The following is a 15,230-nucleotide window of genomic DNA, read 5'->3' as shown; positions in this document are numbered from 1 at the left end:
CTCCGTTCCGTGGCTGCCGCGAAGCGCATTTCCGATGAACCCGCCTTCGTGCTGCACAGCTACGACTGGAGCGAGTCCAGCCTGATTCTGGAAGTGTTTTGCCGCCGCCAGGGGCGTGTGGCCCTGGTGGCCAAGGGCGCGAAAAAGCCCAGTTCCAACTTCCGTCCGGTGCTGCTGCCGCTGCAGCCCTTGCTCGTGACCTACACCCTGGCCGGTGACGGCACCGCCGACATCCACACGCTCAAGGGCGCTGAGTGGGTGGGGGGGCATGTGATGCCCACGGGCGATGCACTGCTGTCGGGCCTGTACCTCAACGAGCTGCTGCTGCGCCTGTTGGCGCGCGCCGACCCGCACGCTGCGCTGTTCGATGCCTATGCCGGCGTGGTGCGTGTGCTGGCGAGTGAACACGGCGAAGCGCTGGAGCCGGTATTGCGCAGCTTTGAGCTATTGCTGCTGCGCGAGATCGGCCTGCTGCCCAGCCTGGATGCCCAGACCATGACTTTTGCGCCGTTGCAGCCCGGCACGCGCTACACGCTGGTGCCCGAAGGCGGCTTGCGCGCTGCGTCCACGGCAGACCGTGCCGGCCTGCTTGGCAGCCAGTGGCAGGCCCTGCAGCGCGCGCTGGATGGCGTGGCCAGCTACACCGCCACCTTGCGCGCCTGTGCGCCCGTAGCCGCCGAACTCAAGCCCCAGCTGCGTGCCCTGCTGCAATACCATTGCGGCAGCCCGACGCTGCGCACCCGCCAGCTCATGATCGACCTGCAGTCTCTATGAACATGTCCGAACCCATCCCGCACCGCACCGCCTTGTCGGTCAACGTCAACAAGGTGGCCCTGGTGCGCAACACGCGCCACCTGGGCATTCCCAGCGTCACGCGGGCGGCCGAGCTGTGCCTGCAGGCGGGTGCGCAGGGCATCACGGTGCATCCCCGGCCCGATGAGCGCCACATCCGCCGCCAGGATGTGTTCGCGCTGGCAGCGCTGATGCAAGCCTGGCCCGAGTGCGAATTCAACATCGAAGGCAATCCGTCGCAGAACCTGATGGAGTTCATTCGCGAGCTGGCGGGCCAGGGCATGCGGCCCCACCAGGCCACCTTTGTGCCCGACAGCGAAGACCAGTTCACCAGCGACCATGGCTGGAGCTTTCCGAAGGATGCCGAGCGCCTGGCGCCGCTGATTGCCGAATGCCGCAGCCTGGGCGTGCGTGTGAGCCTGTTCATGGACCCGGTCCCGGAGCAGATGGCCGCAGCCAGGGCGGTGGGCGCGGACCGGGTGGAGCTGTACACCGAACCCTACGCCGCCGCCTGGGGCACGCCGCAGCAAGCCGTGGAGCTGCAACGCTATGCCGCCGCCGCCCAGGCCGCCCTGGATGCAGGCCTGGGTGTGAACGCCGGCCACGACCTGAACCGCGACAACCTCGCCGCCTTTGTGCGCGAGGTGCCCGGTGTGCTGGAGGTGTCGATCGGCCACGCCCTCATTGCGGATGCGCTGGAGCTCGGTTATGCCGCCACGGTGCAGGCGTATCTGGGCTGTATTGCAGCGGGCTTTGCGCCCATCAAAAACTCCTGATTTGATAGCTGCTGGCGCTTATCCATCAAGCGGCTAGAGGCCATTTTTATTCATATTCCATGATCTACGGCATCGGAACCGACATCTGCGACGTGCGCCGCATCGCGGCCAGCCTGGCGCGCCATGGCGAGCGCTTTGCCGAAAAAGTGCTGGCCGATGGCGAGCTGGCCACCTGGCGCGAGCGCAGCAGCCGCTGGCCCGACCGGGGCCTGCGCTACCTGGCCACGCGCTTTTCGGCCAAAGAAGCGTTCAGCAAGGCCATTGGCCTGGGCATGCGCATGCCCATGACCTGGCGCCACTGCGAGGTCGCCAAGCTGCCATCAGGCCAGCCGGTGATCGTGCTGCATGGCGCGCTCAAGGAATGGTTCGACGCCAAAGGCCTGCAGGCGCACCTGAGCGTGACCGACGAAACCGACTACGCCGCCAGCTTTTGCGTGGTCGAAACGATTGACATAAAAACTTGCTCTGGCGCTTGATAGTTAAGCGCTAACAGCTATAAATTAAATAGCAATTCATTGGCTGAACCGAAATCCATATGACTGAACACGCACCTCTCATCCTCGACGTGGCTGGCACAACGCTCAGCGCCGCTGATCGCCGCCGCCTGGCCCACCCATTGACGGGCGGCGTGATCCTGTTTGCCCGCAACTGGGAAAACCGCGCACAGCTGCTGCAGCTCACCAGCAGCATCAAGGCCGTACGCGATGACCTGCTGATCTGCGTGGACCATGAAGGCGGCCGCGTGCAGCGCTTTCGCACCGATGGCTTTACCCACCTGCCGCCCATGCGCGCGCTGGGTGAAATGTGGATGGATGACGGCAAGGGCGCCAAGGCGGTGCCCGGCAGCGGCGCACTGCGCGCGACCAACGCGGCCACGGCGGCGGGCTACGTGCTGGGCACCGAGCTGCGCGCCTGCGGCGTGGACTTCAGCTTCACGCCCGTACTGGACCTGGATTGGACTGACGATGCCCCCACGCCAGCGCAAGCGCTGGCTGCCCCCCGAGGGGGCTCGGAAAGCTTGGGGCGGCCCGGCGCTTCCCGAAGCGGCGTCATCGGCGACCGATCCTTCCACCGCGATTCGCGCGTGGTGGCCCTGCTGGCCAAGAGCCTCATGCATGGTCTGCTGCAGGCGGGCATGGCCAACTGCGGCAAGCATTTTCCGGGGCATGGCTTCGTGAAGGCCGATTCGCACACCGAGGTGCCCGTGGACAACCGCAGCCTCAAGGCCATCCTGGCCGACGACGCTGCGCCGTACCCCTGGCTCAGCAGCACGCTCACCAGCGTGATGCCGGCCCATGTGATCTACCCCAAGGTGGACAGCCGTCCCGCAGGTTTTTCGCAGCGCTGGCTGCAAGACATCCTGCGCCGCCAGATGCGTTTTGACGGCGCCATCTTCAGCGACGACCTCAGCATGGAAGGCGCGCGGCGCCTCGATGGTCAGGTGGTCAGTTACACCGATGCGGCCATCGCCGCGCTGGCAGCGGGCTGCGATCTGGTGCTGCTGTGCAACCAGAGCGTGGGCGATGGCAAGGCCGTGGATGCACTCATCGCCGGCCTGGACCAGGCCCGTGCCCAAGGTCGTTGGCAGCCCAGCGTGGACAGCGAATCGCGCCGCCTCGCCCTGCTGCCCGAAACCCTGCCTCAGGCGTGGGACGACCTGATGTATCAGCCCGCCTATCTGCAGGCGCTGGATCTGCTTCCATAAGAGTCAGAAAGAGAAAGTGTGGCCCAGCGCGGGACCACCAAACACCTTCTCGCGCCGTGTGTCCTGCTTTCACCCGCTAAGGCGTGTTGAAAGGCCCGGGGGTGACCGGTGGTATGGCTGACGGGGCGTTCTCGGTGGTATCCGTGGGGCTGGCGGGTAGCGCAGCGGGTGGTGGTACCCCCTGAAAGCGGCGCACCACGCGCTGGAAGATCAATGCGTTTGGAATCTGCAGCCAGGCAGTCTGGTCTGCTGCTGCGCCATGGTCTTCCAGGGTGGTGTAAAGCAGGTTGATGTCCACTACCCGGCCCTTGGCGCCGGGCTTTTCGGCGGTGTCCAGCACCTCGATGTGGTCGCCAACGCGAAAAGGCCGCACGGTGAAGATGAGCAGCGCACAGAACAGGTTGGACAAAACGCTCCAGGCTGCAAAGAACGCCACGGCGCCCACCGTGGCAAAGCCGGTAAACGCCGTCCACAGCACCGTGGCCGAAACGCCCACCCTCTCTAGCACCAGCAGCAGCGCGCTGGCAATGATGAGCCAGCGGATCAGGCCGTTGATGGGCACCAGCAGCTCGTTGGGAAACTGGTAGTGCGCGCTGGCGCGGCGAACCAGGCGGCGTAGCGCGCGTTGCAGCAGCCAGGCCGCAAGCAGGATCAGCACGATCTGCGAGCCGGGGATGATGACGTCAAGCCAGTCCTGCACCCATTCGGGCAGGCGGGCTTTCAGGAGTTGCATTCGGGAAATGGCCATGGGCGTGCGCCGTGTGGCGTCAAAAAAAGAAGATCGGCACAGGAGTGGTCAACCGTGCAACTGCTCCACCGTGTCCATCTGCATCTCGAAGCTGAAGAAGCGGTTGCGGCCCTGTGCCTTGGCGGCGTAGAGCGCCTGGTCGGCCCGCATGATCATGCTCTCGGCATTGGTGCTGTCGTCGGGTACGCAGGTGGTGATGCCGCCCGACAGCGTCAGCGTGCTGCCCAGCGGCGAGTCGGCGTGCGCAAGCGCGCGCACCTTGAGCAGTTGCCCCAGCGCACGCGCAAAGGTCATGGCTCCCGAGCGCGGGGTGTGGGGCAGGATCAGCGCGAACTCTTCGCCGCCATAGCGCGAGGCCACATCCCGTGGCCGCACGCACACCTCGCGCAGCACGCGACCTACTTCCTTGAGGCAGGCATCGCCCTGCACATGGCCGCTGGCGTCGTTGTAGCGCTTGAAATGGTCGAGGTCGCAGAGCATCAGAGTGAGCGGTGTGCCGTCGCGCCGGGCTGCAAGGATCTCGTTGTGCAGGATGCGGTCAAACCCGCGCCGGTTGACGAGGCCGGTGAGTGCATCGACCTCGACCATTTCATTGAGGCGTTGGTTGGCCTGGTGCAACTCGGCCGACACCGAAACCAGTCGGCGGCGCATGTCCAGCAACCGGCGCATGGCGCGCAGCTTGGCCATCAGCACAATCGGCTTGACGGGCTTGACCAGATAGTCGTCTCCACCCACCTCGATGCCGCGCCATACGTCCAGGTCGCCGTCCAGGCCCGACAGAAAGATGATGGGAGTCCAGTCGCCAGGTTCGGCTTCGCGCATCTGTTGCGCCACCCAATAACCGTCCTTGCCCGGGAGCTTGATGTCCAGCAGCACCAGGTCAGGGCGCCGGGTCTTGAACAGGTGCAGGGCCAGCGCACCCTCGGGGGCTTCCAGGACATCGGCCACACCCGCCTGCCGCAGCTCGGCGACCAGCGCGGCACGCACCGAATCCATGTCTTCCACGACCAGCACGGAAAACGGGTTGTCCGACAGCGCTGCCCCGATCGGCGCGGCTGCAGGGAGGGGGCGGAGGAGGGGCGTGGGGGCTGTCACTGTGTTTCCTTGTGGCCCGGATTGTCTCGCAGGCCTTTTTGCACCTCAGGGTGGCCTGCCGGCATCTGCTGGGATGCGTGCAGGCGCCCATGCCTGAATGGCAACGGTTCAGGACTCGCGCCGCAGAGCCGGGAACAGAATCACGTCGCGGATGCTGGGGCTGTCGGTCAGCAGCATCATCAGGCGGTCAATGCCAATGCCGCAGCCACCCGCGGGGGGCATGCCGTACTCAAGGGCGCGCACGAAATCGTGGTCGTAGTACATGGCTTCGTCATCGCCGCTGTCCTTGGCGGCCACCTGGGCATGAAAGCGCGCGGCCTGGTCTTCCGCATCGTTCAGCTCACTGAAACCGTTGCCGAACTCGCGGCCCGTGATGTAGAGCTCAAAACGCTCGGTGACTTCGGGGCGCGTGTCGTTGGCGCGGGCCAGCGGCGAGATCTCGGTAGGGTGTTCCATGATGAACGTGGGCTGCCACAGCTTGTCTTCCACCGTCTCTTCGAAATAGAGCACCTGCAGGCTGGCCAGGGTGCGCCCCGCAAGCTGGGTCTTTTCTTCCGACATGCCCAGCTTCTTGAGCGCGCTGATGAGCCAGGCCGCATCGTCCACATGCGCGCCGGCTTCGGTGTGCTGGAAGATGGCTTCGCGAATGGTCAGGCGGGCAAACGGCTGGCCCAAGTCCACTTCTCGGCCTTGGTACGACAACTGCAGCGTGCCTGCGGCCTTCAGGGCGGCATCACGCACAAGCTGCTCGGTAAAGCCCATGAGGTCCTGGTAGTTCCAGTAAGCCGCATAGAACTCCATCATGGTGAACTCGGGGTTGTGGCGCACCGAGATGCCTTCGTTGCGGAAGTTGCGGTTGATTTCGAACACGCGCTCGAAGCCGCCCACCAGCAGGCGCTTCAAGTACAGCTCGGGTGCAATGCGCAGGTACATCTCTTGTTCCAGCGCGTTGTGGTGCGTGACAAACGGCTTGGCATTGGCACCGCCTGGAATGGGGTGCAGCATGGGCGTTTCGACCTCCAGAAAGTCGTGCTGCACCATGAAGTCGCGGATGCCGCTCACGGCCTTGCTACGCGCCACGAAGCGCTTGCGTGCGGCCTCGTCGGTCATCAGGTCGATGTAGCGTTGGCGGTATTTGACCTCCTGATCGGCCACTCCGTGGAACTTGTCGGGCATGGGGCGCAGGCTTTTGGTCAGCAGCCGCAGGGTAGTCACCTTGACCGACAGCTCGCCGGTCTTGGTCTTCATCAGCGTGCCTTCGGCGCCAATGATGTCGCCTAGATCCCAGTGTTTGAAGGCCGCATACAGGTCTTCACCCAGCGCATCGCGCGTGATGTAGAGCTGGATGCGCCCCCCGGTTTCGCCCAGCGAGCCGTCCTGCACGGTGGCAAAACTGGCCTTGCCCATCACACGTTTGAGCATCATGCGCCCGGCCACGCTCACATGAACGGCGTGGGTTTCAAGCGACTCTGCGTCTTTGCTGGCATGCTGATCCTGCAGCGTGGCAGCGTGGTGCGCCGGTTTGAAATCATTGGGGAACGTGACGCCTGCGCCCTCGGCATGGGCCTCGCGCAAGGCGCGCAGCTTGTCCCGGCGCTCTGCGATGAGCTGGTTTTCGTCGTGGGGGGCGGGGGCTTGGTGTTGTTCTGACATAGGTGCCGTGGCTACGGGGCGTGGAATGTAGGGGCTGGTGGCAGCCAAACTATGGATTTTATGGGTTATCGGCAGGGTTCTGGTGCCGCGCGGAATACAGGCCCAGCACAGCCAGCGCCGTCCAGGCAATGATCTGCAGATCCAGCCACAGGCTGCGCGTGTGCACGTACTGCTGTGCATAGTGCAGTTTGGTGGGCAGGATCTGCTCCAAATAGGTGCGTTCGGGGTCAGGGCTCTGCGCCAGCAGATCGCTCTCGTTGCGGTATGCGATGGAGGCCAGGTCGGTAATGCCGGGGCGCACGCTGAGCACCACCGTGCGCAGGTTGGCGGGGTAGTGCGCCACATAGCGCGGCACCTCGGGGCGTGGGCCGACCACGCTCATGTCGCCGCAAAGCACGTTGAGGAACTGCGGCAACTCGTCCAGCTTGCTGCGGCGCAGCCAGGCGCCCGCGCGTGTGATGCGGGCGTCTTGGCCCACCGTAATTTGTGGGCCCGCCGCCTCGGCACCGGTCTGCATGGTGCGGAACTTATAGATGCCAAACAGTCGCCCACCTTGCCCCACACGTTGCTGCCGAAAGAACATCGGGCCCGGCGAATCCAGCCGCACCCACAGCGCCACGGTCAGCAGCACCGGGCCCAGCAGCAGCAGAGCCAAGGCGGCAAAAGCGATGTCGAACAGGCGTTTGGCCATGGAAGGTTCAGCCCAGCAACTCGTGCAGCGCGGCAATCACGCGGTCCTGGTGGGCATCTTGCATAGCCGTGAACAGCGGCAGGCTGAGCATGGCCTGGTAGGCTGCATCGGCCTGCGGAAATTGCTCTGGCGTAAGCCCGTAGCGGTCGCGCCAGTAGGGGTGGCGGTGCAATGGCACGTAGTGCACGCTGGTGCCGATGCCCCGGTCCGACAGCGCCTGGATGAGCTCGTCGCGGCCCATGCGCGCGCCCTGCGCCAGCCGGATGACGTAGAGGTGCCAGGCGTGCACATCGCCCGCCGGCGCGTCTGCAGGCAGCACCAGGGGCAAGTGGGCCAGCTGCGCCTGGTAGCGCGCTGCCAGATGCTGACGGCGCCGCACGAATTGCGGCAGGCGCTGCAGCTGGACCACGCCCATGGCGGCGGCGACGTCGGTCATGTTGTACTTGAAGCCGGGGGCCACCACCTCGTAGTACCACGCCGGGGTCTTGGAAGTGAAGCGGTCAAAGGCGTCGCGGCTCATGCCGTGCAGGCGCATTACGCGCATGCGCTCGGCCAGCTTTGGGTCGCGTGTCACGGCCATGCCGCCCTCTCCGGTGGTGATGGTCTTGTTGGCGTAGAAGCTGAACACTGTCACGTCGGATGTCAGCTGGCCTACCAGCGTGCCGTGCCAGGTGGTGGGCAGGGCGTGCGCGGCGTCTTCCACCACCTTGAGGCCGTGCTCGCTCGCAATGGCCAGAATGGCGTCCATATCGCAGGCCAAGCCCCCGTAGTGCACCGGCATGATGGCCTTGGTACGCGGGGTGATGGCGGCGCGGATGGCTTCGGGGTGCATGTTCAGTGTGACCGGGTCTACGTCCACCAGCACCGGGTCGGCACCCAGGTAGCGCACCACTTCCACCGTGGCGGTGAAAGTCAGCGTGGGCGCAATCACCTCGTCGCCCGGGCCAAAGCCCAGCGCTTCGAGCGCCAGGTGCAGGCCGGCCGTGGCGGAGTTGACGGCAATGGACTGCAGGCCATTACCGCCAAGGAAGTCGGTGAAAGCCTGCTCGAATTCTCTGGCCTTGGGCCCGGTGGTCACCCAGCCCGAACGCAGGGCCTCGGTCACGGCGACGATTTCCGCGTCGCCGATGTCGGGGCGGGCGAAGGGCAGAAAAGGCGGGGAGGGTGGTGCGGTTTGGGGCATGGTGTGTTCAGGGGCGCAGCGGCCGATGGTGTGGTTTTCCTGCCCCAATGCCTGCATGGCTGTCCAGGGGTGTTCATCGGGGTTTGACCGCCCAGGTCAGGCGGTGGGTGCGCAGCGGGTGCAGCAGCAGTGACGCCGCGCCGATCAGTGGCGCTGGCAGCCGCCGTGCGACCGGCGGCGCGAGCGTCAAGCGCCGCGCATGTAACCGTGCTTCAGGGAACAGTGCTCGCAGTTCGTCTGCAGGCACCTTGCGCACATCGGCATTGTGTGGGTTGTTGACGACAAAGTCATAGACCAGCACGCCACCGCCCGGTGCCACCCAGCGCCACAGCGTGCGTGCAAACTGTTGCCGGTAGCCGGGGTCAAGTAGCGAGCTGAACACGGTGAAGGCCAGCACGGCCTGCTGGCTGCCGTCGGTGATCGGCGTAGTGCAGGCGTCGCCCTGAACGATGCGTACCGGCTCCGGCAGGGCTGCTCGCGCCACCGTGGCGCGTTCGGGCAGCAGCTCGATGCCAGTGAGCTGCCCGGGCAAGGCGCCCAGGCGCAATAGGTCCAACAGGTTGCCGCCGCTGCCGCAGCCCACTTCGAGCAGGGGGCGGTCGACCAGGTTGTCCCAGCCGTGCGCGCGCCACAGGGCGGCCATGGCGCGCAAGCGCTCCTGCTGCGCCTGCAGGGCTGCAGCATTGGCATACAGGCTGTAGCGCTGCGCGTCGGCATTGCTGTCGCGGCGCGCGTAGCGGTTTTCGACGGCGCGGGGTTCGGGCGTGCTCACCGGGTGATCCTCGCGAAGCGCGATGAAGGCACGCGCGCGCGCAGTACATCCCACAGGCCCTGCCAAGTGCCCCAGCCGTAGCCAAGGTGGAAGGCCGCGATCACGGCGGGTAAGCGCCACAGTGTGTGCCAAGCCCCCGCGGCACGCGCGGCGGCCATGCTGGCCAGCAGGAGGTAGAGTCCGTAGAGCGCCAGCAGCGCGATGGTGGGCCACGGCGTCCAGGAAAGCAGCAGGGCAGCTAGACCCAGCGCGGCGACGAACAGCGCTGGCACGAGCTGGCGCAGTGAACTCGGCTGGCCGTGCTTGCGCACCACGAAGGGCCGCCAGTAGCCGTACTGCTGCTGCTGGGCATAGAGGTGGCGCAGCGATCCGCGCGGGTGGTAGACCGAGCGGATGGTGCCACTTTGCCAGACTCGGCCACCGCCCCGGCGCAGGCGCAGGTTGTGCTCGTCATCCTGGTTGCGCACCAGCGCCTCGTCGAACAGTCCGAAGCGCGCGAACGCTTCGCGCCGCCAGCAGCCCAGGTACACGGTATCGACCGCGCCCTCGTAGCCCTGGTCGCGTGAGCGCGCGCCGCCGACCACCCAGCGGCACTGGAAGGCCGCAGCGATGGCCTCGCCCATGGGGCCGGTGCCCTGCGCGACCCAGGGGCCGCCCACGTTGTCTGCACCGCTGCGCTCCAGGGTTTCAATGCATCGCGCTAGGTAGTCTGGGGCGAACACCGTGTGGATGTCGAGCCGGGCAATCACTGTGCCCTGGGCGCGCGCGATGCAGGCGTTGAGCCCGGTGGAGACGATACGGCCTGGGTTGTCCACGCACACCAGCCGCCCGTCGCGCGCGCAGCGCTGCTGCAGGCGCTCGCGCGTGCCGTCATCGCTCTCGCCATCGGCGATCAGCACCTCCATGCGCCAGCCCTCGGGGAGCTGCTGGCGCAGCACCGAGTCGCAGAAAGCGTCGATGAAGGCCGCTTCGTTGCGGCAGGGGGCGATCACGCTCAGCAGGCGGGGCATGGTGGCGTGTGTCATTGCAGGAGTTGCCGGTACAGCCGGTCGATATGGTCCATCTGCGCCTTGCGGTCGCCGTCGAGCGCGATGCGCTCGGCATTGTGCGCTCCGACCTGGTGCATGCGGGCGTCGTCGCAGGCAAGTTGCTGCAGCACCCCGGCCAGCGCGCGTGCGTCGCCCGCGGGCACCAGCAGGTCGGGTGTGATCCATTGCCGGTTGGCCGGCAGGTCGCTCGCCACCACCGCCAGGCCACAGGCCATGCTTTCGAGCATGGCCACGGAGGTGGCGTCGCTCGTGGGCACGCTGACCGAAATCTTGCAGCGCGCCAGCACGGCGGCCATGCCTGCGTCGTCCAGGCGGCCGTGGAAGTTGACGCTTCGATCGAGTCCCCGTACCTGCACTTGGCTGCGCAATTGCGCTTCGAGCGAGCCGCCACCGAGCAGGTGCAACTGGAGCGGTGTGCCGGGCAGTTGCTGGCACAGCAGCGCGAAGGCATCGATCAGCGTGGCTATCTGGTAATTGGGTTCCCAGGCGCGCAGGCTCACGATCTGCACGCCGTTCTTGTCTTCCCTGGGCGCTGGGGCGAAGCGCGCGCGGTCCACGCCCCAGTGGATCTCGTGCACAGGGGCGCGTGGGCGGTACTGCCGCGCGGCTTCGACCAGGCTGGCTGAGTCGCCTGTAATGAGATCGGCGCGGCGCAGGATCCAGCCGGTGAGCCAGCGCATCCATGGACGGGTGCGCGGCGTTACCAGCAGGTCGCTGCCCCAGGCCGTCATCGCCAGCGGGTGGTGGCCACAGCGCGCGGCCAGGTAGCCGTAGGAGGTGACATAGTGCGCGTGCACGATGTCCGGGGCCAGTTCGCGCACATGGCGCTGGGCGTCCGCCAGGCGCAGCAGCCAGTCGGTCTGGCGCCGTACTGGCGGCAGGATGCGCTGCTCCACGCCTTCGAGCGGCTCGGGCCGCGTCGTGACAAGGGAAACGCGCCAGCCGCGCGCGCGCATCTCCAGCGCCCAGCGCCGGGTGTGGGGGCTGTTGGCGTCGCCCAGCAGGCACAGGTGGGGCTGCCTTTCAGCCATGTCTGGGCTCCGCGCGAGGCAGCTCGCCGGCCCAGGCGGCGTAGTGGGCGGCCAGCTCGGGGTGCTGCGCCAGCAACTGGGCGTCTTTGGCGCGCACGTCGCCGATGGCACGCGCGGGCGAGCCGGTAACGATGGCGAAATCTGGCACCTCGCCGCGCACGCGCGAGTGGGAGCACACCACCACGCCCTTGCCGATACGGCTGCCTGCCTCCACCACGCTGTGCGGGCCGATGAAGCTGTAGGCGCCAATCTCGATGGGCGCGCACACGTAGCCGGGCATGGTGTTGGCGTGGCCGGCGTAGGCGCGGCCCAGCAGCCGGATGCTGCGGTGCGAGCTGTGCGTGACGATGCTGACAAAGTTGGTGATCTGCACGCCCTCGGCGATGCGCAGCCCGGCCGTGGCGTCGAGGAAGTTGAACTGGCCGATGAACACATGGTCGGCGAGATCGAGACCCTGTGTGCCATCGATGCAGGTGCTGGGCGCGATGCGGGTGTGCGGCAGGGCCTGGCCCGCGCGGCCTTGCTCGCCGAACACCATGCGGTAGAAAAGCTGCCGCCAGAGCCAGCGGCGCCAGCGGTTAAGCAAGGCTCTCATGGGGAATGTCGCTCCAGAACGCGAGGGCCCGGAAATAGTAGAGGAAGTACGCCGCCATCGCCGCCGAAACGCCCCAGGCCGCGCCTGCGAGCCCGCCCCAATGGAGTCCGGCCGCCAGTCCGGCAAAGAACACTCCCTGCCCGACGAGCGAGAGCCGCAGCGCCCAGGGCTGGGCGCGCCAGGCCAGCGTAACCACCGACAGCGGGGAGGCGATGAAGTGCAGCCCGATGTAAAGGGCCAGGCCGCGCGCCAGTGCTCCGACATCGGACCACTGTGCTCCGAAGATCCATGTGAACAGGCCAGGCCCCCATAGCAGCAGCACGGCGGCCAGCGGCGCGGCCAGCAGCGCCAGCGCCAGCATGGCGCGGCGCACCAGGGCACGGGCCTCGGCCGCGCTGCGGGCCTGTAGCAGCTGCGGGTAGAGCGCTTGCGACAGCGCGCCGCCCAGCAGCGTGGCGGGGGCCTTGAGGTAGCGCAGCGCCAGTGCCCAGAAGCCGGCGGCCGCATCGCCCGCCCAGGCGGCGATGAGCAGCAGGGCCAACGTGTCCTGCAGTGCGCCGATGAAGGCGTGCGGCGTGTTGTAGAGCGGGAAGTCGCGGTGGCGCGCGGCCATGGCCTTCAGGCGCGGCAGCGGCTGGCGCAGCAAGCGCCGCCAACCACCCTGCGGGGCCGGCCGGGCCAGCAGCCAGGCGGCGCCCAGGCCCGCCACGATGGGGCCGAGCAGCAGGCCCACGGGCCCCGCCTTGAGCAGGCCCAGCAGCACCTGCAGCACGGCGCCGCCGCCCTGCTGTACCAAGCGCGCCGCCGACAGCAAGCCGAAGCGCTGCGCGCGCGTGGCCCAAAGGATCAGCCACTGGGTGGCGCCGATGGCCAGCACGCCCGCCGGCAGCAGCCAGGCCAGGGCCATGTCCTGCCAGAACAGCAGCACCGCGGCCAGGAGGATGGACGCGGCCGTGGCGGCCAGCAGCAGGCGCGCGCACAGGGCCATGAGCAGCGCAGCGCCCTGGGGTTTCTTTTCGAGCGGCAGGGCGAACTCGTAGCGCGCACACGCCACCACGGCCAGGTTGGTGGCCACGGCCCAGAGCAGGGCGTACTGGCCGAAATCGCCGGGCGCGTACAGCCGCGTGAGCAACGGGCCCAGCAGCAACGGCAGGGCGTGGGCCAGCACGCTGCCCGTGAGCAGCGTCAACGTGGCGCGCAGCAGGCCGGACGTCATGGTTGGGTGGAATCGGCGGGCTGGTAGCCGGGCACCAGCTGGCGCAACAGGGCCTTGATGGTGAGGGTGTCGTCCGCGAGGGCCGCGTTGCGCAAGGTCTCCAGTGTGGCCTGCATACCTTCCCAGGGGGCGTGTTCCTCGCGTGCGCGCAGGATGCGCGGGTGCGCGGTGGGCAGGGGGTGGTCGCCGATGAGTAGTTCCTCGTAGAGTTTTTCGCCAGGGCGCAGGCCGGTGAACTCGATGGCGATGTCGCCGCCCGGATGCTGCTCGTCGCGCACGGTCAGACCCGACAGCGCCACCATGCGCCGGGCCAGCTCCACGATGCGGATGGGCTCGCCCATGTCGAGCAGGAACAGATCGCCGCCCTCAGCCATGGCGCCGGCTTGAAGCACAAGCTGCGCCGCCTCGGGGATGGTCATGAAATAGCGCGTGACCTCCGGGTGCGTGACCGTGATGGGGCCGCCCGCAGTGATCTGGTGGCGGAACAGCGGAATCACGCTGCCGCTGGAGCCCAACACGTTGCCGAAGCGCACCATGGAAAAGCGCGTAGGGCAGTGCCAGGGGGGCGTGGCCACTGCCGTGTCAAACGGCGGCTGGTCGCTGGCCGCGATGGCCTGCAGAACCAGTTCGGCCACGCGCTTGCTCGCGCCCATGATGTTGGTGGGGCGTACGGCCTTGTCGGTGGAAACGAGCACGAAATGCCGTGCCCCATATTCCAGCGCCATGCGCACCATATTGAGCGTGCCGAACACATTGTTGAGCACGCCTTCGCCCGCATTGGCCTCGACCATCGGCACATGTTTGTAGGCGGCGGCGTGGTAAATGGAGCCGGGGCAGTGCGCATGGTAGATATCAGCCATGCGCCGCGGGTCGGCCACGCTGGCCAGCAGTGGCACGAGTTCGCAGGCGTGCACGCCCTGGTCGTGCAGCGCCTGCAACTCGTGGTGGATGGCGTAGAGCGCGTATTCGCTGTGATCTACCAGCAGCAGCCGCGCCGGGCCTTCCTGCACGATCTGACGGCACAGTTCGCTGCCGATGCTGCCGCCTGCGCCGGTGACCATGATTACCTTGCCTGCCAAATTGCGGCTTAGCAGCTCGGGATTGGCCGTTACAGGTTCGCGATCGAGCAGGTCTTCAATGTCCAGGTCCTGAAAGTCGGTGATGGTGACTCGCCCGCTGGCCAGGTCGGTCAGCCCGGGAAGGGTGCGAATGCGCACGGGCAAATCGCGCAGGCTTTCGATGATCTGGCGGCGGCGCTGGCGCGTGGCGCTGGGCAGTGCCAGCAATACGTCGGTGACGCCGAGGCGATCAATGATGTGGGGCAGGTCTTGTGGTGCATAGACGCGGGTGCCATTGATGCTACGCCCGGCCTTGGCAGCGTCGTCATCCACAAAACCTTGCAACAGGTACTGATGTGCACCCCCAAGGCCGGCCGCTGTCTGCGCGCCAGCGCTCCCAGCACCATAAATCAGCAATCGGCTCGGTGCAGTGCCCGGGCGTCCCCTGAGCCAGTGCCAACCCAGAGCGCGACTGGTGCCAATCATCAACAACAGAATCAGCGGCTGCAGAATGCCCACGCTTCGGGGAACACCTTCCCATTGCACGCTGAGTAATATTGATAAAAGAACGGCGCCATAGATTGCCACCGCCTTGCCTGTTGTGATCAGCGCTGTGACCCCGGTATAGCGAAATATGGCGCGGTAAAGTCCCTGGTTTACCAGAATAGGGAAGGCAAGCAGGGGCGCCATGGCATAAACCGGCCATTGCAGGCCTTCGGGCCAATGCAGGGTGTCCAGCCGCAAGCTGAAAGCCAGCCACATGGCGAGGATGCCCATGCAGCCATCCATGGCCACGACGAACAGTCGTTTGGCAGAGCGCGGCCATTCCAGAACATGGCGCAATAAATGCCGGTCTTGGGGCATTC

The 15,230-nt window shown here is 66.7% G+C and carries 15 protein-coding genes; 4 read left to right on the top strand and 11 right to left on the bottom strand.

The window, feature by feature from the left end; translation table 11 throughout:
• Positions 1-9 precede the first annotated feature (9 nt).
• Genes recO through nagZ form a run of 4 tightly spaced genes read left to right on the top strand, consistent with a single transcriptional unit; the run spans position 10 to position 3,273 of the window.
• A complete protein-coding gene (recO, locus tag J8G26_RS06855) occupies positions 10-774 on the top strand; it encodes a DNA repair protein RecO (RefSeq protein WP_087744344.1) in 765 nt (254 codons plus the stop codon).
• Complete coding sequence (locus J8G26_RS06850; protein ID WP_210568374.1) at positions 771-1,568, top strand: pyridoxine 5'-phosphate synthase; 798 nt, start codon at positions 771-773, stop codon at positions 1,566-1,568. Before recO ends, J8G26_RS06850 begins: the two co-directional genes overlap by 4 nt.
• A gap of 59 nt (positions 1,569-1,627) precedes the next feature.
• A complete protein-coding gene (gene acpS, locus J8G26_RS06845; RefSeq protein ID WP_210568373.1) occupies positions 1,628-2,044 on the top strand; it encodes a holo-ACP synthase in 417 nt (138 codons plus the stop codon).
• A 59-nt stretch (positions 2,045-2,103) separates the two neighbouring features.
• Positions 2,104-3,273, top strand: a complete 1,170-nt coding sequence (nagZ, locus tag J8G26_RS06840) for a beta-N-acetylhexosaminidase (protein WP_210568372.1) — start codon at positions 2,104-2,106, stop codon at positions 3,271-3,273.
• Positions 3,274-3,349: 76 nt separating this feature from the next.
• Here the strand turns inward: nagZ and J8G26_RS06835 are convergent, their stop codons facing one another.
• The 11 genes from J8G26_RS06835 to J8G26_RS06785 form a co-directional block, all read right to left on the bottom strand.
• Positions 3,350-4,021, bottom strand: coding sequence for a mechanosensitive ion channel domain-containing protein (locus J8G26_RS06835; RefSeq protein WP_246881269.1), 672 nt, complete (start codon positions 4,019-4,021; stop codon positions 3,350-3,352).
• 48 nt (positions 4,022-4,069) lie between these two features.
• On the bottom strand, positions 4,070-5,068 hold the full coding sequence (locus tag J8G26_RS06830) for a diguanylate cyclase (RefSeq protein WP_210568482.1): 999 nt from the start codon (positions 5,066-5,068) through the stop codon (positions 4,070-4,072).
• A gap of 156 nt (positions 5,069-5,224) precedes the next feature.
• A complete protein-coding gene (lysS, locus tag J8G26_RS06825) occupies positions 5,225-6,769 on the bottom strand; it encodes a lysine--tRNA ligase (RefSeq protein ID WP_210568371.1) in 1,545 nt (514 codons plus the stop codon).
• A gap of 58 nt (positions 6,770-6,827) precedes the next feature.
• Positions 6,828-7,460 (bottom strand): sugar transferase, encoded by a 633-nt coding sequence (locus tag J8G26_RS06820; RefSeq protein WP_087744355.1) that lies wholly within the window; start codon positions 7,458-7,460, stop codon positions 6,828-6,830.
• A gap of 7 nt (positions 7,461-7,467) precedes the next feature.
• Positions 7,468-8,643 carry a DegT/DnrJ/EryC1/StrS family aminotransferase gene (locus J8G26_RS06815; protein ID WP_087748190.1) on the bottom strand — a complete coding sequence of 392 codons (1,176 nt, stop codon included), beginning with the start codon at positions 8,641-8,643 and terminating at the stop codon, positions 7,468-7,470.
• Positions 8,644-8,716: 73 nt separating this feature from the next.
• The gene (locus tag J8G26_RS06810) at positions 8,717-9,415 is read right to left on the bottom strand and encodes a class I SAM-dependent methyltransferase (RefSeq protein ID WP_210568370.1); all 699 of its coding nucleotides are present in this window, start codon (positions 9,413-9,415) and stop codon (positions 8,717-8,719) included.
• Complete coding sequence (locus J8G26_RS06805) at positions 9,412-10,440, bottom strand: glycosyltransferase family 2 protein (RefSeq protein WP_210568369.1); 1,029 nt, start codon at positions 10,438-10,440, stop codon at positions 9,412-9,414. Before J8G26_RS06805 ends, J8G26_RS06810 begins: the two co-directional genes overlap by 4 nt.
• On the bottom strand, positions 10,437-11,495 hold the full coding sequence (locus J8G26_RS06800) for a glycosyltransferase (RefSeq protein WP_210568368.1): 1,059 nt from the start codon (positions 11,493-11,495) through the stop codon (positions 10,437-10,439). Before J8G26_RS06800 ends, J8G26_RS06805 begins: the two co-directional genes overlap by 4 nt.
• Positions 11,488-12,090 carry an acyltransferase gene (locus J8G26_RS06795; RefSeq protein WP_210568367.1) on the bottom strand — a complete coding sequence of 201 codons (603 nt, stop codon included), beginning with the start codon at positions 12,088-12,090 and terminating at the stop codon, positions 11,488-11,490. Before J8G26_RS06795 ends, J8G26_RS06800 begins: the two co-directional genes overlap by 8 nt.
• Positions 12,074-13,306, bottom strand: a complete 1,233-nt coding sequence (locus J8G26_RS06790) for an oligosaccharide flippase family protein (RefSeq protein ID WP_210568366.1) — start codon at positions 13,304-13,306, stop codon at positions 12,074-12,076. Before J8G26_RS06790 ends, J8G26_RS06795 begins: the two co-directional genes overlap by 17 nt.
• On the bottom strand, positions 13,303-15,228 hold the full coding sequence (locus tag J8G26_RS06785; RefSeq protein ID WP_210568365.1) for a nucleoside-diphosphate sugar epimerase/dehydratase: 1,926 nt from the start codon (positions 15,226-15,228) through the stop codon (positions 13,303-13,305). Before J8G26_RS06785 ends, J8G26_RS06790 begins: the two co-directional genes overlap by 4 nt.
• Positions 15,229-15,230 lie beyond the last annotated feature (2 nt).

The sequence above is a fragment of the Acidovorax sp. JG5 genome, assembly GCF_017939685.1.
Classification (GTDB): domain Bacteria; phylum Pseudomonadota; class Gammaproteobacteria; order Burkholderiales; family Burkholderiaceae_C; genus Acidovorax.
This window is presented reverse-complemented; position numbering and strand designations above follow the sequence as displayed.